The sequence below is a fragment of the Mesorhizobium sp. L103C131B0 genome, from assembly GCF_000502275.1.
Classification (GTDB): Bacteria; Pseudomonadota; Alphaproteobacteria; order Rhizobiales; family Rhizobiaceae; genus Mesorhizobium.
This window is the reverse complement of record NZ_AYXC01000010.1, coordinates 98,760-117,913: the sequence shown is the minus strand read 5'-3', so window position 1 is coordinate 117,913 and position 19,154 is coordinate 98,760. Positions and strand designations below refer to the sequence as shown.

20 protein-coding genes, 1 tRNA gene and 1 pseudogene are annotated in these 19,154 nt (G+C 63.3%); 13 read left to right on the top strand and 9 right to left on the bottom strand.

Annotation, left to right across the window (positions count from 1 at the left end; translation table 11 throughout):
* Positions 1-5: 5 nt before the first annotated feature.
* From X730_RS146985 to X730_RS147000, 4 genes are all read right to left on the bottom strand, one after another.
* A complete protein-coding gene (locus X730_RS146985) occupies positions 6-587 on the bottom strand; it encodes a VOC family protein (RefSeq protein ID WP_023711666.1) in 582 nt (193 codons plus the stop codon).
* Positions 588-1,182: 595 nt separating this feature from the next.
* Positions 1,183-1,257, bottom strand: a tRNA-Glu gene (locus X730_RS146990).
* Between the two features lie 91 nt (positions 1,258-1,348).
* Positions 1,349-1,756, bottom strand: coding sequence for a VOC family protein (locus X730_RS146995; RefSeq protein ID WP_023670121.1), 408 nt, complete (start codon positions 1,754-1,756; stop codon positions 1,349-1,351).
* A 13-nt stretch (positions 1,757-1,769) separates the two neighbouring features.
* Positions 1,770-2,150, bottom strand: coding sequence for a hypothetical protein (locus tag X730_RS147000; protein ID WP_023670122.1), 381 nt, complete (start codon positions 2,148-2,150; stop codon positions 1,770-1,772).
* A gap of 25 nt (positions 2,151-2,175) precedes the next feature.
* Here X730_RS147000 and X730_RS147005 point away from each other — a divergent pair, with 25 nt between their 5' ends.
* Positions 2,176-3,234 (top strand): RluA family pseudouridine synthase, encoded by a 1,059-nt coding sequence (locus X730_RS147005; RefSeq protein ID WP_023711665.1) that lies wholly within the window; start codon positions 2,176-2,178, stop codon positions 3,232-3,234.
* Between the two features lie 244 nt (positions 3,235-3,478).
* Positions 3,479-4,390, top strand: a complete 912-nt coding sequence (rpoH, locus tag X730_RS147010; protein WP_023670124.1) for an RNA polymerase sigma factor RpoH — start codon at positions 3,479-3,481, stop codon at positions 4,388-4,390.
* Between the two features lie 151 nt (positions 4,391-4,541).
* Here rpoH and X730_RS147015 read toward each other — a convergent pair whose 3' ends face one another.
* The 4 genes from X730_RS147015 to X730_RS147030 form a co-directional block, all read right to left on the bottom strand.
* Positions 4,542-5,414 carry an MBL fold metallo-hydrolase gene (locus X730_RS147015; RefSeq protein WP_023711664.1) on the bottom strand — a complete coding sequence of 291 codons (873 nt, stop codon included), beginning with the start codon at positions 5,412-5,414 and terminating at the stop codon, positions 4,542-4,544.
* A 145-nt stretch (positions 5,415-5,559) separates the two neighbouring features.
* A complete protein-coding gene (locus tag X730_RS147020) occupies positions 5,560-6,219 on the bottom strand; it encodes a peroxiredoxin (RefSeq protein WP_023711663.1) in 660 nt (219 codons plus the stop codon).
* A 190-nt stretch (positions 6,220-6,409) separates the two neighbouring features.
* Entirely contained in the window at positions 6,410-6,775 is a 366-nt protein-coding gene (locus tag X730_RS147025; protein WP_023670127.1) for a cell division protein ZapA, read from the bottom strand.
* A 12-nt stretch (positions 6,776-6,787) separates the two neighbouring features.
* Positions 6,788-7,060, bottom strand: a complete 273-nt coding sequence (locus X730_RS147030) for a DUF4164 domain-containing protein (protein ID WP_023670128.1) — start codon at positions 7,058-7,060, stop codon at positions 6,788-6,790.
* A 273-nt stretch (positions 7,061-7,333) separates the two neighbouring features.
* Here X730_RS147030 and tkt point away from each other — a divergent pair, with 273 nt between their 5' ends.
* The 8 genes and pseudogenes from tkt to X730_RS147065 all read left to right on the top strand — a co-directional run bounded on the left by tkt (position 7,334) and on the right by X730_RS147065 (position 17,113).
* Positions 7,334-9,325, top strand: coding sequence for a transketolase (gene tkt / locus X730_RS147035; protein WP_023734661.1), 1,992 nt, complete (start codon positions 7,334-7,336; stop codon positions 9,323-9,325).
* A 154-nt stretch (positions 9,326-9,479) separates the two neighbouring features.
* Positions 9,480-10,490, top strand: a complete 1,011-nt coding sequence (gene gap / locus X730_RS147040; RefSeq protein ID WP_023826736.1) for a type I glyceraldehyde-3-phosphate dehydrogenase — start codon at positions 9,480-9,482, stop codon at positions 10,488-10,490.
* A gap of 206 nt (positions 10,491-10,696) precedes the next feature.
* Positions 10,697-12,583, top strand: a complete 1,887-nt coding sequence (locus X730_RS147045) for a potassium/proton antiporter (protein WP_023826735.1) — start codon at positions 10,697-10,699, stop codon at positions 12,581-12,583.
* Between the two features lie 145 nt (positions 12,584-12,728).
* Positions 12,729-13,931: a phosphoglycerate kinase gene (locus X730_RS147050; protein ID WP_023670132.1), complete on the top strand. Its 1,203-nt coding sequence runs from the start codon at positions 12,729-12,731 to the stop codon at positions 13,929-13,931.
* Positions 13,932-14,051: 120 nt separating this feature from the next.
* The gene (locus X730_RS147055; protein WP_023826734.1) at positions 14,052-15,077 is read left to right on the top strand and encodes a class I fructose-bisphosphate aldolase; all 1,026 of its coding nucleotides are present in this window, start codon (positions 14,052-14,054) and stop codon (positions 15,075-15,077) included.
* Between the two features lie 172 nt (positions 15,078-15,249).
* A pseudogene (locus X730_RS01000000164575) lies at positions 15,250-15,990 on the top strand (thioredoxin family protein).
* A gap of 63 nt (positions 15,991-16,053) precedes the next feature.
* Positions 16,054-16,767 (top strand): SGNH/GDSL hydrolase family protein, encoded by a 714-nt coding sequence (locus X730_RS147060; RefSeq protein ID WP_023706280.1) that lies wholly within the window; start codon positions 16,054-16,056, stop codon positions 16,765-16,767.
* Positions 16,768-16,792: 25 nt separating this feature from the next.
* Positions 16,793-17,113, top strand: coding sequence for a hypothetical protein (locus tag X730_RS147065; protein ID WP_155922469.1), 321 nt, complete (start codon positions 16,793-16,795; stop codon positions 17,111-17,113).
* A gap of 9 nt (positions 17,114-17,122) precedes the next feature.
* Here X730_RS147065 and X730_RS1000000166355 read toward each other — a convergent pair whose 3' ends face one another.
* Positions 17,123-17,284 (bottom strand): hypothetical protein, encoded by a 162-nt coding sequence (locus X730_RS1000000166355; protein WP_023683991.1) that lies wholly within the window; start codon positions 17,282-17,284, stop codon positions 17,123-17,125.
* Positions 17,285-17,488: 204 nt separating this feature from the next.
* Between X730_RS1000000166355 and X730_RS1000000166350 the strand changes: the two genes are divergently transcribed.
* The 3 genes from X730_RS1000000166350 (at position 17,489) to X730_RS147075 (ending at position 19,097) form a co-directional block, all read left to right on the top strand.
* Positions 17,489-17,659 carry a hypothetical protein gene (locus X730_RS1000000166350; protein ID WP_023670139.1) on the top strand — a complete coding sequence of 57 codons (171 nt, stop codon included), beginning with the start codon at positions 17,489-17,491 and terminating at the stop codon, positions 17,657-17,659.
* A 181-nt stretch (positions 17,660-17,840) separates the two neighbouring features.
* A complete protein-coding gene (locus X730_RS147070) occupies positions 17,841-18,251 on the top strand; it encodes a hypothetical protein (RefSeq protein ID WP_031197101.1) in 411 nt (136 codons plus the stop codon).
* Between the two features lie 126 nt (positions 18,252-18,377).
* Positions 18,378-19,097: a YafY family protein gene (locus X730_RS147075; protein ID WP_023683994.1), complete on the top strand. Its 720-nt coding sequence runs from the start codon at positions 18,378-18,380 to the stop codon at positions 19,095-19,097.
* The last annotated feature ends 57 nt before the right edge of the window (positions 19,098-19,154 follow it).

Here is a 19,154-nt window from a genome sequence, read left to right as displayed (position 1 = left end):
GGCCGTCAGTATGGATTCTTCGGCGTCCGGTCGTCCGACAAGGTCGCGCGCGACCGTTCGACCAGCGTCTGGATCGCGTCGGCAAGGTGCACTTCGGCGATGTTGTAGTCGCCGCGCGCAACGCGCAGCTTGTGCGCCTGCATCAAGACGTCGGCGTGGGTGAAGCCGGCCGGCGGCTCGAAGCGGTAGGACGCCAGCTCGATCAAAAGGCCGAGCGGATCCTCGAAATAGATCGAATCCATGAAGCCGCGGTCCTTGACGCCGCTGTGCTTGATGGCGCGCTCGTCGAGCCGGGCGACCGCCTGCAGGAAGGTCACGCGCGACACCGAGAACGCAATATGATGGACGCAGCCCGGTTCGGTGGGCGTGCGCCGCTTGACAGGCGTGCGGCTCTCGTCGGTGAAGACGGTGATCAGCCTGCCGTCGCCGGGATCGAAATAAAGATGGCTTTCGCTTGGCTTGTCGAGATTGGGTTGCTCGAAAATGAACGGCATGCCGAGCACGCCCTCCCAGAAATCGATCGAGGTCTGGCGGCCGGCGCCGACGAGCGTGATGTGATGGACGCCCTGCGACTGCAGTTTCTGCATCGGTCTCCTCCTCGCCGACCCTCGCCTATGTTCCCCAGCGTCTTGCGCGCCGCAAAGAGCCCTTTGGCTAGGCTTCGTACAGTGATGCTAGTGCAATTGGCAGCGCCGCGCCAGAAGCTCGCGGAGACTGCCGGCGCTGGATGGTGAAAGAGGCTTAAGGTTGCATGACCTGAGGCTACGCAACGGCTCTGAGTTCGGCCTCCGCCAGGGTACCCAGGCCCGCGCATTCGGCACATGCCATGGTCTGCCCGGGACAGCCGGCCCGATGCGTGCCTTGCGGGCAGCAATGCCCTTTCGACTCACGCCATTTCAAGCAATCGAAAACCTGCCCGCTGCCGTGACAGCACGGGCATATCATTTTTGCCGAATTCATGCCTGCTATGCCCAACCAAATCCGCGTTGCCGCAGATGCTATCCCCGCACCGCAAGTAACAGAGATCGCTACGCTTTCAAGCGTCGCGGCCTGACTTAAATTGGGTGTATTCGGGTGCGCGGACTTGCCGAATTTCGCTGATGCCGCCGACCCTCGCGGTCACACGCGATCCGCGCGGCTGCTGCCCGAAATTTTCGATGATGCGGAAGGAAAGTCGTTGCTTGGTACGCCCAAGGGGAATCGAACCCCTGTTCCCGCCGTGAGAGGGCGGTGTCCTGACCGCTAGACGATGGGCGCGTTCAAGAACCGGCGATATAGGCTGACGGTTTGGAAAAAGCAACTGGCTTCGAACGGCCGGACCGCTTCTGTGCAATGTCGGTTCGTGGACCTAGCGTTTCGGCTCGATCAGGTCCCACAGATTGCCATAGAGGTCGGCGAAAACCGCCACGGTGCCGTAAGGCTCATGGCGTGGCGTTTCGTGGAACTCGACGCCGTTCTCCAGCATCGTCGCATGGTCCGTGGCAAAATCATCGGTTTCGAGAAACAAAACCACGCGGCCTCCGGTCTGGTCGCCGACGCGGCTCTTCTGCACATCGTCCAACGCCTCCGCCAGAAGCAGCCGGGGCCCTTGCCCGACCGCCGGCGTTACCGTCACCCAGCGCTTGCCGTCGCCGAGCTCGATGTCGTCGCAGAGGACAAAGCCAAGCTTGCCGACATACCAGGCGATCGCCTCGTCATAGTCGGCGACGACGAGCGTGATGGTTGCGATGCGGCGATGTTCGGCAAACCCGGTCATTGTTTCGGCCCGGCTATTTGTTGCGGATGGCGAAGCGGCCGATGATACGGCGCTCGGCGATGTCGTAGACAAAGATGGTGCGGCTGCCGTCGCTGAGCTCGGCGTCGATCGAAATGCGATTGCCCGACAGAGCCTGGCTAATCACCTTGGCTCCGACCGGGAGCACTATGTCGGCCGCGAGCGGCTCGCCGGGCGGAACTGGAATGTCGTTGGCGAGCGGCGGGTTCGCGGGCGGCGCCCTGCGCGATTTGTAGACAATGGCCGCGATCACCACCATAAGGGCCAGCAAAAGCAGGCCGAGATTGATGGCCATGAAGCGGATGAGCCTGCCGCGCACCTTTTCGATCTCGGGATCGAGCGGCTTTTCTTCTTCATCGGCAACGGGCCGGGCCATGGCAGAACTTTCCGGAACTTTTTCGATGAGCGCTCATAACGAAGAGACCCCTGAATTGATAGAGGCTGTACAATTCATAGAGGCGGCGCCGACCGTGCTCGAAGCCGGCGCGGAAGCGGCCGGCCAGCGCCTCGACCAATGGCTGGCGAGCGCCCTCGGGCCTGACATGTCGCGCAGCCGGGTGCAGATGCTGATCCGGCAAGGTGCCGTTTCGATCGACGGCAAGCCGGTCGACGAGACCAAGCGCAAGATGAGTGCCGGCGAGCGCGTATCGGTCGTCAGGCCCGAGCCGGAACCGGCCGAACCGCAAGGCGAGGCCATCGCGCTCGACGTGCTTTATGAGGACGACGAGTTGATCGTCATCAACAAGCCGGCCGGCCTCGTCGTCCATCCCGGCGCCGGCAACTGGACCGGCACGCTGGTCAATGCCCTGATCCACCACTGCGGCGACAGTCTCTCAGGCATTGGCGGCGTCAGGCGGCCGGGCATCGTCCATCGGCTGGACAAGGAAACCAGCGGCGTCATGGTGGTGGCCAAGACCGACCGCGCCCACAAGGCGCTGTCGGAGGCCTTTGCCGACCACGGCCGCACCGGCGACCTCGAACGTGCTTATCTGGCGCTGGTCTGGGGAATCCCGTCGCGGCCGACCGGAACGGTCGACGCGCCGCTTGGCCGTGCCGCCGACCGCGTGCGCCGCGCCGTCGTGCCGGAAGGCCGTGACGACGCCCGCCACGCCGTCACGCATTTCACCGTCAAGGAGCGTTTCGGCGAAAACCAGCAGCCGTTCGCCGCCGCCAGCCTGGTCGAATGCCGGCTGGAAACCGGCCGCACCCACCAGATCCGCGTCCACATGGCTCATATCGGCCACCCCGTCATCGGCGACCCGGATTACGGCCAGGCCTTCCGCACCAAGGCCAACCGGCTGCCCGAGCCGCTGAAAACCCAGGTCAAGGCATTTTCCAGGCAAGCTTTGCATGCCTGGCTCCTTGCATTTCGGCACCCGGCTACCCATTTATCGATGAGGTTCGAGGCGCCGATACCGGGGGACATGGAGGAACTCGTCGGCGGCTTCCGCAAGCTCTGAACCCGAGCAATTCCAGGAAAAGTGTGAAACGGTTTTCCGTCCGGAATTGCGTCTAAACGAGCCAGCTAAAACCTGAGCGGCATTGTTCACTTCAGCGTGACACACTGTTTCGTGTTGAACAAATGCCTGTCTTTTCTGGTTTTGTTCCTATATGAATCAGTTGTCGCGGGCGAGCCTTTTGGTGCTCGCGTCACATGCCCGCCGCGTTTCGGGGGCATCACTCCAATAGAGAGGGGGCGCAATCATGGCCCAGTCACTACCCAGTATTGTTTCCGGCGAAGGCGGCCTCAGCCGCTACCTGGAAGAAATCCGCCGCTTTCCGATGCTTCAGCCGCAGGAAGAGTACATGCTCGCCAAGCGCTACGCCGAGCATGAAGACACTTCCGCTGCGCACAAGCTCGTCACCAGCCATCTTCGGCTTGTTGCCAAGATCGCCATGGGCTATCGCGGCTACGGCCTGCCGATCGGCGAAGTGATCTCGGAAGGCAATGTCGGCCTGATGCAGGCCGTCAAGAAATTCGAACCCGAGCGTGGCTTCCGCCTCGCGACCTACGCCATGTGGTGGATCAAGGCCTCGATCCAGGAGTACATCCTGCGCTCGTGGAGCCTGGTCAAGATGGGCACGACCGCCAATCAGAAGCGCCTGTTCTTCAACCTGCGCAAGGTGAAGGGCAAGATCCAGGCGCTGGACGATGGCGACCTCAAGCCCGACCAGATCACCGAGATCGCCACCAGGCTGAACGTGTCGGAAGCCGAAGTCGTGTCGATGAACCGCCGCCTGTCGGGCGACGCGTCGCTGAACGCGCCGATCCGCGCCAGCGAGGGTGAATCCGGCGAATGGCAGGACTGGCTGGTCGATGACCACGAAAGCCAGGAAGACATGCTGATCGAGCAGGACGAGCTGGAAAACCGCCGCGGCATGCTGTCGGGCGCTCTGGCCGTGCTCAACGATCGTGAGCGGCGCATCTTCGAGGCCCGCCGCCTCGCCGAGGAGCCACTGACGCTGGAAGAGCTGTCTTCCGAGTTCGACATCAGCCGCGAGCGCGTGCGCCAGATCGAGGTGCGCGCCTTCGAGAAGGTGCAGGACGCGGTCAAGGCCGCCGCCAAGCGCCAGATGCAGGCGCTGCGCACGATCGAGGCGCAGCCGGCGGCGTAAAGCCGGGTTCGGCTAAGGAACAGAAGGCGGCGTCGGGAAACCGGCGCCGCCTTTTTTATGTCTTACGCTTACGCTGGCGATTGGCGAAAGCATTCTTGACATCCAATCTCCCCCCTTGCGGGGGAGATCGGCAGCTTCGCCAACTGCCCTCTCAAAGCCCATCAAGCGGAAACTTCAGATACCGCCTCCCATTGGCCTCCGGTTCCGGCAGCCGTCCACCATTCATGTTGACCTGCAGCGCATGCAGGATCAGCCGCGGCATCGGCAGTGTCTTGTCGCGCGCTTCGCGCAAGGCGACGAACTCGGCTTCGCTGCGCGCCGCAACGAGGTGGATATTCTTTGCCCTCTGCTCGGCGACCGTGCTCTCCCAGCACGGCTCGCGCCCGCCGGCCTGATAGTCGTGGCCGACGAACACGCGCGTATCGTCCGGCAGCGCCAGAATGCCCTCAATCGAATGCCACAGCCGCGCGGCACTGCCGCCGGGAAAGTCCGTCCTTGCCGAGCCGCTGTCGGGCATGAACAGCGTGTCGTGGACGAAGGCTGCGTCGCCAATGACATAGGTGATCGAGGCGAGCGTGTGGCCGGGCGAGAACAGCACCTTGACCGGCAGGTTGCCGATCATGAACGTTTCGCCTTCCCCAAACAGCCGGTCCCACTGCGAGCCGTCTGCGGGGAAATCCGGCCAGTTGTAGATCGCCTTCCACAGCGCCTGGACTTCGACGATCCTGTCGCCGATCGCCGTCGGCGCGCCGGTCTTTTCCCGGAGATAGTGCGCCGCCGAGAAATGATCGGCATGCGGATGGGTGTCCAGAATCCACTCGAGCTCCAGCCCGTTTTCGCGGATAAAATCCAGCAAGGCGTCGGCATTCTTCGTCGCCGTCGCGCCGGATTTTTCGTCGAAGTCGAGGATCGGGTCGATGACGGCGCAGCGTCTCGTCACCGGGTCGGTGACGACATACTGGATGGCGCCGGTCGGCTTGTCGTAGAAGCCGGCGACCTCAGGTTTGGCCGAAGCGATGTCCAATGTCCGGCCCCCCTGCCCCTTGCCCGACAGGAACCGTTTTCTCCGTCGGGTTGAACAACAGCATGGTCATCTGGCAAAGCGCGCCGGTCAAGCACGCCTTGCCAGAAATAGGACTGAAGCCCGAAATAGCTCCGACGGAGAAAACCTAGGCTGACGGCTGCTTGGTCTTCCTGAGATAGGGCAGGATCGTCTCGAAAGCGCCAAAACGCTTGACCGCATCTTCGTTCGAAACCGCGGCGGTGATGATCACATCCTCGCCCTGCTTCCAGTTGGCCGGCGTCGCCACCTGGTGCTTGGCGGTCAGCTGCATGGAATCGACCGCGCGCAGGATCTCGTCGAAGTTGCGGCCCGTCGTCATCGGGTAGGTCAGCACCAGCTTGATCTTCTTGTCCGGCCCGATGACATAGACCGAGCGCACCGTGGCGTTGTCGGCCGGCGTGCGGCCTTCCGACGTCTCGCCGGCGCCCGCCGGCAGCATGTCATAAAGCTTGGCCACCTTGAGGTCCTTGTCGCCGATCAGCGGGTAATTCACCGTCTGGCCGGTCGCCGTCTTGATGTCGGCCTGCCACTTGTCGTGGCTCGCAACGGGATCGACGGAAATGCCGATGACCTTGACGTTGCGCTTCTTGAACTCGCCTTCGAGCCCCGCCATCGTGCCCAGCTCGGTGGTGCAGACCGGGGTGAAATTCTTCGGATGGCTGAACAGGATCGCCCAGCCGTCGCCGATCCAGTCATGAAACTTGATCGGCCCTTGCGTGGTATCGGCGGTGAAGTCAGGCGCGATGTCGTTGATACGAAGGCTCATGGCATTATTTCCCCAGCAACAGATTTCGTCAGGAGCGGCCGTGGACGGCGTCAACGCTCCGGCATTCCCGCATCTTAGCGCAAAAATCGCGGCTGCAGGACAATAGGAAACTATTATTGGCGACGGAACGAGCACTTTCGTTCTACGGACCGACGTTGGGCCGACAATCTTTCGTTTGTGCGGGGAAGGCTCAGGCCTTGTTGACCGCCAGCGACGTGGCCAGGTCTTCCATGCGCTGGGCGAGCGCGCCGAGCGCGCTGGTCAGCACGGTGTCGTTCTTGTCGGCCTTGGTCAGCGCTTCGTCGCGCGTCTTGCGCAGCGTCTGCACTTCGGTCTCCATGCCCTTGACCCGCTTCTGCAGCTCCGAAAGCTCGTCCATCACCATGATACCGGCCATCACCGTCAGCCGCTGGTCGCCGATCTCGCCGAACGAATCCTTCAGATGCGAGACATAACGGTCGAACCGCTCGGCGAGGTCGATCAGGTGCTCCTCCTGACCCTCGTCGCAAGCCATGCGATACTGCTTGCCGTCGATGGAAACCGTGACCTGTGCCATGGCCTGCAGCTCCTACCTGTCCAGCACCGCGCGGATGGTTTCCATGGCGGTCACCAAGCGGCGCGACACTTCCTTGTTGGCATCTTCCAGCCGTTCGGCGCGGGCTTCGGAATTGTCGAGTTCCTGCGCCAGCCGTGAACGGTCGGCGTTCATGCGCTGCACCTCAGCCTCGGCTTCGGAATAGTCGCGCTCGTGCTCGAGCTTGGCCGCGACGGCGTTTTCCAGCCCCTCGATGGCCTTGCCCAGCCTGTGGATGACTTCCTTGAGTGTGGTTTCGCCGGTCATGGCCTTCGTCCTGTGCCCTGCCCATCACCGAATCGCTTCGCGTTCAGAACGCGTTAACAAGGAAACATTAGGCACCGGGTGAAGGCAACGTCAACAAAGCTCTCGCGACTGTCCCCCGCTAACGCTAATGTAGGTCGCCCCATAAGGTCTCAAAGCCATCACAAGACCGGCAAATGTGCTGCCGATTTGTTGACTAAAAGCCCGTGGCTGCTATGTGTCGCGCACTCTTTCCTGGGCTCTGCCAAGCCCACAAATTCCCACCCCGGAGGTACCATGACGTCGCGTGAACAACATGACCGGATGGCCAATGCGATCCGTTTTCTCTCCATGGACGCCGTCGAGAAGTCCCAGTCCGGCCATCCCGGCCTGCCCATGGGCTGCGCCGACATCGCCACAGTGCTGTTCACCCGCTTTCTGAAATATGATCCGAAGAACCCCCATTGGCCGGACCGAGACCGCTTCATCCTGTCGGCCGGCCATGGTTCTATGCTGCTCTACTCGCTGCTGCATCTGACCGGTTACGAGGACATGACCCTCGACCAGATCAAGCATTTCCGCCAGCTGGGTTCCAAGACTGCCGGCCATCCCGAATACGGCCATGCCACCGGCATCGAGACGACGACCGGCCCGCTCGGCCAGGGTCTCGCCAATTCGGTCGGCTTCGCGCTCGGCGAGCGCATCATGAACGCCGCCTTCGGCAACGACCTCGTCGACCACTACACCTATGTGCTGGCCGGCGACGGCTGCCTGATGGAAGGTGTTTCCCAGGAAGCCATCGCGCTGGCCGGCCACCTCAAGCTCAACAAGCTGATCGTCTTCTGGGACAACAACAACATCTCGATCGACGGTCCGGTTTCGCTTGCAGACAACACCGACCAGGTCGCCCGCTTCCAGGCCTCGGGCTGGAACGCCAGCCACATTGACGGCACCGACCCCGAGGCGATCGCCTACGCCATCGAAGCCGCCCGCCATTCCGACAAGCCGACGATGATCGCCTGCAAGACGACCATCGGCTTCGGCGCCCCGACCAAGGCCGGCACCAACAAGGCCCACGGTTCGCCGCTCGGTGCCGACGAGATCGCAGGCGCGCGGAAATTCTTCAACTGGGACTCGCCGCCCTTCGAAATTCCGGCCGACATTCTCGACGCCTGGCGCACCGCCGGCAAGGCCGGCGTCAAGCCGCGCACCGACTGGGAAGGCCGCCTGGCCAAGGCCAAGCCTGAGTTGAAGACCGAGTTCGAGCGCCGCCTCGCCGGCAAGCTGCCGTCGAATTTCGATGCCGTCATTGCCGACTACAAGAAGAAGCTGTCGGCCGACAAGCCGAAGGTCGCCACCCGCAAATCGTCGGAAATGGCGCTGGAAGTCATCAATGGCGCGGTGCCGGAAACCATCGGCGGCTCTGCCGACCTCACCGGCTCCAACAACACCAAGACCAGCCAGACCAAGAACATCACGCCGGACGATTACGGCCAGCGCTATGTCCACTACGGCATCCGCGAGCATGGCATGGCGGCCGCCCTCAACGGCCTGACGCTGCATGGCGGCCTCATCGCCTATGGTGGCACCTTCATGTGCTTCTCCGACTATGCCCGTCCGTCGATGCGGCTGGCGTCGCTGATGGGCATCCGCTCGATCTTCGTCATGACCCATGATTCGATCGGTTTGGGCGAAGACGGCCCGACCCACCAGCCGGTCGAGCACCTGGCGGCGCTCCGCGCCATCCCCAACCACAATGTCTTCCGCCCGGCCGACGCGGTGGAAACCGCCGAATGCTGGCAGATCGCCATTGAATCGGAAAAGACCCCGTCCACCCTGGCGCTCACCCGTCAGAACCTGCCGACGGTGCGCACCGAGCACTCGGCCAGGAACCTCTCGAGCCAGGGCGCCTATGAACTGGCCGCGGCGAGCGGCGAAGCGGCGGTGACGATCTTCGCCACCGGCTCCGAGGTCGAGATCGCGCTCGGCGCCCGTGATTTGCTTGAAAAGCACGGGCACCCGACCCGCGTCGTCTCGGTGCCTTGCTTCGAACTGTTCGACCAGCAGAGCGACGCTTACCGCAAGGAGACGATCGGCAACGCGCCGATCAAGATGGCGATCGAGGCTGGCATCCGTCAGGGCTGGGATCACCTGATCGGCTCCGACGGCATCTTCATCGGCATGACCGGCTTTGGCGCTTCCGGCACCATCGAGCAGCTCTACCCGCATTTCGGCATCACCGCCGAAGCCGCGGCCAAGGCGGCGGAAGCCCGCCTGCACGGCCAGTAAGATCAGGGTCAGTCCCGCGCACCTCCGAGGCGGATTCGCGGGGTGGACCAACCTAATCGATTTAAATTCGGCCTTCTGCGGCTGGATTCTTGTGCCATCCGCCGCTATGAAGCTGCGGACCCATCTGCCGCCTCCAGCTCCCAGGGAGAGTAAAATGACCGTCAGAGTTGCCATCAACGGATTTGGCCGCATCGGCCGCAACATCCTGCGCGCCATCCATGAATCCGGCCGCAAGGACATCGACGTGGTCGCCGTCAACGACCTCGGCCCGGTCGAGACCAACGCGCATCTGCTGCGCTATGACAGCGTGCACGGCCGCTTCCCGCACGAAGTGTCGGTCTCGGGCGACCAGATCACCGTCGGCAAGGAGGCCTTCAAGGTCACCGCGATCAAGGACCCGGCGCAACTGCCGTGGAAGGAACTCGGCATCGACATCGCGCTCGAATGCACCGGCATCTTCACCGCCCGCGACAAGGCTGCCGCGCATTTGACCGCCGGCGCCAAGCGCGTCGTCGTCTCCGCGCCTGCCGAAGGTGCTGACCTCACCGTCGTCTACGGCATCAACCACGACAAGCTGACCAAGGACCACATCGTGATCTCGAATGCGTCCTGCACCACCAACTGCCTGGCGCCGCTGGCCGCAGTGCTGCACGAGACCGTCGGCATCGAAAAGGGCATGATGACGACGATCCACTCCTACACCGGCGACCAGCCGACGCTGGACACCATGCACAAGGATCTCTACCGCGGCCGCGCGGCTGCCCTGTCGCAGATCCCGACCTCGACCGGTGCGGCCAAGGCGATCGGCCTGGTGCTGCCCGACCTCAAGGGCAAGCTCGACGGCATCTCGATCCGCGTGCCGACCCCCAACGTCTCGGTTGTCGACTTCAAGTTCATCGCCAAGCGCGCCACCACCGTGCAGGAGATCAACGAAGCGGTGATCGCCGCCTCCAACGGCAAGCTCAAGGGCATTCTCGGCGTCACCCATCATCCGAATGTGTCGATCGACTTCAACCACGATCCGCGCTCGTCGATCCTGGCGCTCGACCAGACCAAGGTCATGGACGGCAACTTCGTTTCGGTGCTGTCCTGGTACGACAATGAGTGGGGCTTCTCCAACCGCATGGCCGACACCTCGGTCGCCTTCGGCAAGACCATCGCCTGACCTGAAGGCATCGTCTTGCAGCTTCGAACGCCCGGCTTTGCCCGGGCGTTTTTCGTCAGCGCGCCGGGCAAGGCGCGCCGAGCCGCCAAACGCCGGAAAATCAGCGGCATAAGGCAAAAAGCCACCCTTGCGCCTTGCACCGGCCATGCCTTCGCCCCACTCTCCCGTGAATCGGTAGAAAGAGGAATTCGAGGGGCAAATCACGGATGGAGCATGCGATCTATCTCGTCACGCTGGTCGGCACAGCGCTAGTCGTCGCCGCAGCGTTCTCGAGCCTGATCGCCTTTCGCTTCGGCGCCCCTTTGCTGCTGCTCTTCCTCTGCATCGGCCTCGCCAGCGGCGTCGATGGTCTCGGCATCGAATTCGACAATGCGCGCGTGGCATATTTTGCCGGCTCACTGGCGCTGGCGGTCATCCTGTTCGATTCCGGTTTCGGCACGCCGCTCAACGCGCTGCGCCAGGCGGCCGGACCGGCGCTGTCGCTGGCGACCTTCGGCGTAATCCTGACCACTGGCCTGTTCGGCGCCGCCGCCTATTACCTGCTCGACCTCAGCTGGCTGGAATCCTTCCTGCTTGGAGCTGCCGTCGCCTCGACCGACGCGGCTGCGGTGTTCTTCCTGCTGCGCGCCGGCGAGATCAATCTGCGCGAGCGCGTGCGCGCGACACTGGAAGTCGAATCCGGCACCAACGACCCGATCGCCATCTTCCTGACCATCACGCTGGTCGAGATCATCGCTGCCCACGCCAATCCCGAGACCCATGTGCTGGTCACCGACCTGATCCTCGGCTTCCTGCTCAATATGGGGCTCGGCGCCGTCGTCGGCGTGCTTGGCGGGCTCGGCATCGTGCGCCTCGTCGACCGGCTCAACCTCGACCATGGCTTGCTGCCGATCTTCGTGCTGACCCTGTCGCTGATGGTGTTCGCCGCCGCCGGCGCCATTGGCGGCTCGGGCTTCCTGGCGGTCTATCTCGCCGGGCTGATTGCCGGCAACTCCGACATCCGCGCCGTCACCATCCTGAAGCGCTTCCAGGACGGCATGTCGTGGCTGGCACAGATCATCATGTTCCTGATCCTCGGCCTGTTCGCGACACCCTCGCAGTTTCCGGCGATCATGGTGCCGGCGGTGCTGCTCGGCCTGTTCCTGATGTTTGTCGCGCGCCCTGTCGCCGTCTGGCTCTGCCTGATCCCGTTCCGCCTGCCGCGTCCCGAGATCGCCTTCGTCTCCTGGGTCGGCCTGCGCGGCGCCGTGTCCATCCTGCTTGCCATCACTCCGCTGCTCGGAGGGCTGGAGAACGGCCGCACCATCTTCAACGTCGCCTTCATCATCGTTCTGGTATCGCTGGTGGTGCAGGGCTGGTCGGTCGGTCCGCTGGCGCGCCGGCTCGGCCTGATCGTGCCGGCGAGACTCGGGCCGCTCGACAAGGTCGAACTCGAACTGCCGGGCTCCGCCCACCACGAACTGCTCGCCTACCGCGTCGCGCCGGGCAGCCCGGTGGCGCGCGGCGAGCGCATCCCGCGCTGGGCACGGCCCTCGCTGGTGCTGCGCGACGGCCGCTCGATGCGTTTCCAGGACATGGGCCGGCTCGCGGCCGGCGACCAGGTCTACATCTTCGTGCCCGACCGCTATCCGCGCCTGCTTGACAAGCTGTTTGCCAGCCGCGCCGTAGTCGACCCCGAGGATGCCGACTTCTTCGGCGCCTTTGCCGTCGACCCCGCCCGCTCGGCCGCAGAACTCGAGGCCGCATACACACCGGGATTGAGCGAAGCCGAGCAGAAGCTCACCGTCGGCGCGCTGGTGACGGCAAGGCTTGGCGGCCATGCCGAATATGCCGACCGGGTGCTGATCGGCCCGATCGAATTGATCGTCCGCGACGTCGACGACAAGGGCAAGATCACCGGTCTCGGCCTCTCCTTCGAGCCGACCGCGCCGGTGGCGCGGGTTCCGGTGTTCCTGAGCGCCGGCGAGATCGGCGATCGTGTCTCCGCCTTCATCCGCAACTGGCGCAAGCCGACCGAGACGCAGACTGCAGAGGCGATAGCCAATGAGAAGGCCCTTGAGCCGACGGCGGAAAAGGTAACGACCGAAGGCTGACAAGCGATCGGTTCACGCTGACGTCCCGCATCATCACGACAGCCTTCTCCTTGATCTCAAAATTTAGCTCGCACTCCGGCTCAAGCCTTGCATCGTCATCGATGCGAGGTATGGTCCCGGCGATTTTCCACGGAAAGGAACCCGCATGGCCGCCTTCAAGACACTCGACGATATCGGCAATATCAGCGGCAAGCGCGTGCTGGTGCGCGTCGACCTCAACGTGCCCGTCGCCGACGGCAAGGTCACCGACGCCACCCGCATCGAACGCATTGCGCCGACCATCGCCGAACTGTCCGGCAAGGGCGCCAAGGTCATCCTGCTCGCGCATTTCGGCCGCCCGAAGGATGGTCCCTCGCCCGAATTCTCGCTGGAGCCGATCGCCAAGGCTGCCGCGGAGGTGCTTGGCCGCCCCGTCGGCTTTGCCGGCGACTGCGTCGGCGACACGGCGGGCAGTGCGGTCGCCGCCATGAACAAGGGCGATGTGCTGCTGCTGGAAAACACCCGCTTCCACAAGACCGAGGAGAAGAACGACCCGGCCTTTACAGAGCGGCTCGCCGCCAATGGCGATATCTTCGTCAACGACGCCTTTTCCGCCGCCCACCGGGCGCACTCCTCGACCGAAGGCCTGGCGCGGCTGTTGCCGTCCTATGCCGGCCGCACCATGCAGGCCGAGCTCGAGGCGCTGGAGAAGGGGCTCGGCAATCCGGTCCGCCCTGTCGTCGCCATTGTCGGCGGCGCCAAGGTGTCGACCAAGATCGACCTGTTGATGAACCTGGTGAAGAAGGTCGACGCGCTGGTGATCGGCGGCGGCATGGCCAACACTTTTCTCGCCGCGCGTGGCACCGCTGTCGGCAAGTCGCTGTGCGAGCATGACCTTGCCGCGACCGCCAAGCAGATCATGATCGAGGCCGCCGAGGCCGGCTGCGCCATCATCCTGCCTGTCGACGGTGTCGTCGCCAAGGAATTCAAGGCGGGTGCGGCCAGCGAGACCGTTGCCATTTCGGATGTCCCGGCTGACGGCATGATCCTCGATGTCGGCGAAAAGACCGTGAAGACGATCGGTGAATGGATCGACCGCGCCGCGACGCTGGTCTGGAACGGCCCGCTCGGCGCGTTCGAGATCGAGCCTTTCGACCACGCCACGGTGGCGGCGGCCAGGCACGCGGCGGCCCGCACCAGGGCCGGCAAGCTGGTCTCGGTCGCCGGTGGCGGCGACACGGTGGCCGCCCTCAACCATGCCGGCGTCGCCGACGACTTCACCTATGTCTCGACCGCCGGCGGCGCTTTCCTCGAATGGATGGAAGGCAAGCCGCTGCCCGGCGTCGACGTGCTGAAGAAACAAGCCTGACCGGATCGGGGGCGCAAAAACGGACGCCAGGAACTTTCAATCGATTCGAGCTTTCCGATCCCATTCCTTTGGCGGTAGACTTCCGTTACGCGCGGAACGTACCCCCTTAGGAGAAGAAAAATGAGCGAACGTCTCGAAGACATTGCCGCCGCGATGGTGGCCGGCGGCAAGGGCCTGCTGGCCGCCGATGAGAGCTCCGGCACCATCAAGAAGCGCTTCGACGTTATCGGCGTCGAATCGACCGCCGATAGCCGCCGCGACTACCGCGAGATGATGTTCCGCGCCAAGGACGCAATGACGAAGTACATCTCCGGCGTCATTCTCTACGACGAGACCATCCGTCAGAAGGCTGCCGACGGCACGCCTCTGGTCGACATCATCAAGGCGGCGGGCGCCATTCCCGGCATCAAGGTCGATGCCGGCGCCAAGCCACTCGCCGGCTTTCCCGGCGATACCGTTACCGAAGGCCTCGACGGCTTGCGCGAGCGGCTCGCAGATTATTACAAGCTCGGCGCCCGCTTCGCCAAATGGCGCGCGGTGATCGACATCGACACCGGCAAGGCCGTGCCCTCGGTCAATTCGATTGCCTCCAACGCCCATGCGCTGGCCCGCTATGCCGCACTGTGCCAGGAGGCCGGCATCGTGCCGATCGTCGAGCCGGAAGTGCTGATGGACGGCGCGCACGACATCGACACCTGCTACGACATCTCGAAGGCAACGCTGATCAAGCTCTATGACGAGCTGCATGCGGCGCGCGTTTTGCTGGGAGGCACCATCCTGAAGCCGAACATGGTGCTGGCCGGCAGGAAGTCGGGCAAGGTGAGCAGCCCCGAAGAGGTCGCGGAAAAGACCATAAAACTGTTCCGCGAAACCGTACCGGCAGCGGTGCCGGGCATCGCCTTCCTTTCGGGCGGGCAGTCGGACGAGGAGGCTACCGCCAACCTCAACGCCATCAACGCCATCGGCCCGCATCCGTGGAAGCTGACCTTCTCCTATGGCCGCGCCTTGCAGGCCGCCCCGCAAAAGGCTTGGAGCGGCAAGGCATCGAACGTCGCCGCCGGCCAGGCCGCCTTCACCCATCGTGCCCACATGAACCATCTGGCGGCGCTGGGACAATGGACGGCGAGCCTCGAACAGGCCGCCTGAGCGCAGTCCTCCCGTTGTCATACAACCCGGGCCGATGCGCCCGGGTTTGTTTATGCAAAGCCCGGCTTGGACGGAGTTCGTCCATCCTTATCTCCTTTTCGGCAAAAGCTGACGGCGATGTCGGTTTCTGCCCACCCCAAACGTCCTTGGGTGAACAGACAGGGAGAACTTCATGACTCGCAGCAAGGTGGTTTCGCGTGAAGACTGGTTTGAGGCGCACAAGGCGCATCTGGCGCGCGAGAAGGAATTGACACGGTTGCGTGAGCGCATCGCCGCCGAGCGGCGTGAACTGCCCTGGATGAAAATCCGCAAGGACTATGTCTTCGAGACCGAGCAGGGTCCGAAGAACCTGGCCGGACTGTTCGGCGCCAACAGCCAACTGATCGTCTACCACTTCATGATGACGCCAGGATCGAACCACCGCTGCGAAGGATGCTCCTTCCTTGCCGACCATATAGACGGCGCCGATCAGCATCTCAGGCACCACGACGTGTCGCTGGTGGTGGTTGCGCGCGCGCCGCTGGCGGAACTGCTGCCTTACAAGCAGCGTATGGGCTGGAAATTCGACTGGGTGTCGTCCTACGCCTAGGATTTCAACTTCGACATGCAGGTCTCCTTCACCGACAAGCAGATCGCGGCCGGCGACACCACCTACAATTTCGAGACGCGTCCGCGCACGTCAAAGGACCTTCCCGGCACCAGTGTTTTCTACAAGGAAGAGAACGGCGACATATTCCTTACCTTTATGTCGCGCGCCCGCGGCGGCGAGGCCCAGATCGGCACTTACGACTATCTCGACATGACACCGAAGGGCCGCGGCGAAAATGGCCCTTATCATAGCCTGATGGACTGGGTGCGGTTGCATGACGAATATCAGGACAAGCAGGCGGACAAGCCGAACTGCTGCGACTAGAAGCTCGTTCACCTCAGGCGAAACTTGCGCTAAGGCTGCCGCTGATCTCTAAACGGTATCGCCATGCGCTTCCCGGCCCTTCTTACCTGGCTCGCCTACCCCGTTTATGTCTGGCAGGGCCTCGGCGTACGCCGCCGCACCACCCGCATGCTGCCGGCACAAGGGCCGGTCATGCACGAAATATCGGGCAAGGCGCCGGCCATCTCGCTGCTGGTGCTGGGCGATTCCTCGGCCGCTTCCGTCGGCATCGGCAATTCCGAGAACGGGCTTGCCGCGCAGCTTGCAATGCTGGTCGCAAAACGAACCGGCCTTGCCGTGCGCTGGCGCGCCGCCGGATTCAACTCGGCAACGTCGGGCCAGATCCGCGACCATGTGCTGCCCAATCTGTCGGCCGATCGGTGGACGCACATCGTGCTCGCCATCGGCACCAACGACACCAAGAATTTCCACTCGGTGCCGCGCTTCAAGAAAGAGTTCGGCGGCCTGCTTTACGCGCTGCGCGCCAAATGGCCGGAGGCCCGCGTCGTCTGGTCGCCGGTGCTGGAATTCACCCGTGCGCCGGCCATGCCGCCGCTGCTCGGCAAGATACTCGAAATCCGCGCTACCGCAATGAACCGCATGGGCGAGCGCCTCTGTTTCGAGCGCGGCGCCGTGCCGGCGCCACGGCTGCCGATCACCAACCCTGAGGCCGGCTTTGCCTCCGATGGCTTTCATGCCTCGGAAGCCGGTTACCGCGCCTGGGCCGAACATCTGGTCGGATGGGTGCTCGCCGATTGACCTGAGGGGGCACAAGCTCGGACTGGTGGGCTTCAGAGAACTGACGCGAGTATTTCCAAATACTGTTGATTGCAGCCTGCTTCCAATGGATCTGAGCCAGAATATCATCCAGCAGCAATGGATGAGCTACGGCCTGGATTCCGAAACCGGCAACGACACCTGCACGCTGACCGGCAACCGCGCCGAATCGAGCAAGCATGTCATTCCGGCCGGCCCGGCCAACGCCACGCCTTTTATTGCGGCGAACCTGCCGGAATTCATGACGACGCGCGGTGGCGATTACTTCTTCGTGCCCAGCCTCAACGCCATCCGGATGATTGCCATGGGAACGGTGGACCCGACCTGACCCTCAAGGCTATGCCCAGTGCCCCAGCGCACCCGCCAGCGCGATGGCCGCCATGGCGATTAGGGCCAGCTTCCAGAAATCGCCGCGCCGCTTCAGGCCCGGCCAGCCGAGCGGCTTGATCAGCTGAATGGCCATCATGCCGATGATGACGAGCGCGAGGAGTTTCGACATGCCCGCCTTTGAGCAGCATCGCGACAGGCTGTCAAAGCGGTTCTTGCATGGTCTCGGTCGACTTGGCCATTCCTGACAAAAGGCTCGTTTCCGAACCGACCGCCAAGCACCTCGCAGCTTTCTTCAACGAGCTGACATGCTCCTGACAGACTGCTGTCAGGAGGGGTATGCGATAGTGTCTCCATCAGAGAAGAGGAGATGGTCATGAACAGCTTTGGTATTTTGAACAGCGTACAGCACTATGTCGGCAAGATCCGCACGATGCGCAATGAAGTTCGTACCCAGCGCTTCCTGAACTCCTTGCCGGCGGACATCCGCAAGGACATTGGCTGGCCGGATATGTATGAGGGTCACAGCCGCATTCGCGAGATCTGAGGCGTTTTACATGACAATGCTTGGATGCGGACCCCGCAACGCCCGGATCATTGACATCGACCCCCGGGCGGCGACCCCTCGGGCTGGCGCAAAAACTTTGGCGCCTGCTACGGACAATGCTGAAGGCTCCTGACAGAATGCTGTCAGGAGCACCATGCCATAAACGTGTCAGGAGACATGAATGGTGAAAAGCTGGAACGACAGGCTGAACACGCCGGGCGTCAACGGCGTGAAGCCGACGCCACGCACAATGGGCGACGTCGTCGAGGGCCAGCCGATGCTGGTGCCGACGGCCCGTCAGGTCGATGATTTCATTCGCACGATCCCCAACGGCGTCGAGATGGATGTACGCGCCTTGCGCACCGCCCTCGCCATCGAGCATGGGGCGCAAGTGACATGTCCGGTCACCATCGGCTATCATCTGCGCACCGTCGCCGAAGCCGCCAATGAGGATCTCGAACGCGGCATGACGCTGAACGATATCACGCCGTACTGGCGTGTGCTCGACGTGAACACGCCGACAACGAAGAAATTGTCCTTCGGCGCGGAATTCGTCGCCGTGCAGCGCAGGCGCGAAGGACTTAAACCATAATGCGTGTCGCCCAAAAGTGCGCAGCGGTTTTTGGGAGAACGACAAGCATAAAACAGGACATGGATGTCACCCGGAACCGGTTTTGGGACCATGACATTCATAGACAAGCAGCCGAGGGACCATACGATGCGACGTGCCGACAGGCTCTTTCAGATCGTGCAGCACCTGCGTGGCGGCCGGCTGGTCACCGCCCAGAAGCTCGGCACATGGCTCGAGGTTTCCGAGCGGACCATCTACCGCGATATCGCCGATTTGCAGTCGACCGGAGTGCCGATCGACGGCGAGGCCGGCGTCGGCTACATGATGAGGGAGGGTTTCGACCTTCCGCCGCTGATGTTCACGCGTGACGAAATCGTCGCGCTGGTCGCCGGCGCCCGCATGGTGCGGGCCTTTGGCGGCGCGGCCATGGCGCGTGCGGCCGACGAGGCGCTGGTCAAGATCGGCGCCGTCCTGCCCGACGCCGAGAAGGACCGCATCGCCCGCACCGAGATCCACACGCCGATGTGGGTGGTGAGCGACGCCGCGCGTGAGGCGATCGACGTGATCGAGCGCGCTGTCGAGAAGCGACAGGTGCTGACCATCGACTACCGCGACGAGGCCGGCCGCGGCACCGGGCGTGACATCCGTCCGCTCGGTCTGTGGTTCTGGGGCAAGGTATGGACGCTGGTTGCCTGGTGCGAGATGCGCGACGATTTCCGCGCCTTCCGCATCGACCGCATCGCCTCGGTGGTCATCGCCGGCCGCATCTTCAAGCCTGAGCGAGGCAAGCAGCTTGCCGACTTCTACCGCGCCGTCGAACGCTCGGAGGACTATGGCATGACGCCGGACCGGGCGGCGCGCAGCTGAGACTTCGATAATCAATGAAAAAGCCCGCTCGAAGCGGGCTTTTTTGATGAACTGTCG

Bases quoted from the DNA above. Each gene is read 5' to 3' on its own strand.
- X730_RS146985 (WP_023711666.1), bottom strand. From the start codon at position 587: ATGCAGAAACTGCAGTCGCAGGGCGTCCATCACATCACGCTCGTCGGC.
- X730_RS146995 (WP_023670121.1), bottom strand. From the start codon at position 1,756: ATGACCGGGTTTGCCGAACATCGCCGCATCGCAACCATCACGCTCGTC.
- X730_RS147000 (WP_023670122.1), bottom strand. From the start codon at position 2,150: ATGGCCCGGCCCGTTGCCGATGAAGAAGAAAAGCCGCTCGATCCCGAG.
- X730_RS147005 (WP_023711665.1), top strand. From the start codon at position 2,176: ATGAGCGCTCATAACGAAGAGACCCCTGAATTGATAGAGGCTGTACAA.
- rpoH (WP_023670124.1), top strand. From the start codon at position 3,479: ATGGCCCAGTCACTACCCAGTATTGTTTCCGGCGAAGGCGGCCTCAGC.
- X730_RS147020 (WP_023711663.1), bottom strand. From the start codon at position 6,219: ATGAGCCTTCGTATCAACGACATCGCGCCTGACTTCACCGCCGATACC.
- X730_RS147025 (WP_023670127.1), bottom strand. From the start codon at position 6,775: ATGGCACAGGTCACGGTTTCCATCGACGGCAAGCAGTATCGCATGGCT.
- X730_RS147030 (WP_023670128.1), bottom strand. From the start codon at position 7,060: ATGACCGGCGAAACCACACTCAAGGAAGTCATCCACAGGCTGGGCAAG.
- tkt (WP_023734661.1), top strand. From the start codon at position 7,334: ATGACGTCGCGTGAACAACATGACCGGATGGCCAATGCGATCCGTTTT.
- gap (WP_023826736.1), top strand. From the start codon at position 9,480: ATGACCGTCAGAGTTGCCATCAACGGATTTGGCCGCATCGGCCGCAAC.
- X730_RS147045 (WP_023826735.1), top strand. From the start codon at position 10,697: ATGGAGCATGCGATCTATCTCGTCACGCTGGTCGGCACAGCGCTAGTC.
- X730_RS147050 (WP_023670132.1), top strand. From the start codon at position 12,729: ATGGCCGCCTTCAAGACACTCGACGATATCGGCAATATCAGCGGCAAG.
- X730_RS147055 (WP_023826734.1), top strand. From the start codon at position 14,052: ATGAGCGAACGTCTCGAAGACATTGCCGCCGCGATGGTGGCCGGCGGC.
- X730_RS147060 (WP_023706280.1), top strand. From the start codon at position 16,054: ATGCGCTTCCCGGCCCTTCTTACCTGGCTCGCCTACCCCGTTTATGTC.
- X730_RS1000000166355 (WP_023683991.1), bottom strand. From the start codon at position 17,284: ATGTCGAAACTCCTCGCGCTCGTCATCATCGGCATGATGGCCATTCAG.
- X730_RS1000000166350 (WP_023670139.1), top strand. From the start codon at position 17,489: ATGAACAGCTTTGGTATTTTGAACAGCGTACAGCACTATGTCGGCAAG.
- X730_RS147070 (WP_031197101.1), top strand. From the start codon at position 17,841: ATGGTGAAAAGCTGGAACGACAGGCTGAACACGCCGGGCGTCAACGGC.
- X730_RS147075 (WP_023683994.1), top strand. From the start codon at position 18,378: ATGCGACGTGCCGACAGGCTCTTTCAGATCGTGCAGCACCTGCGTGGC.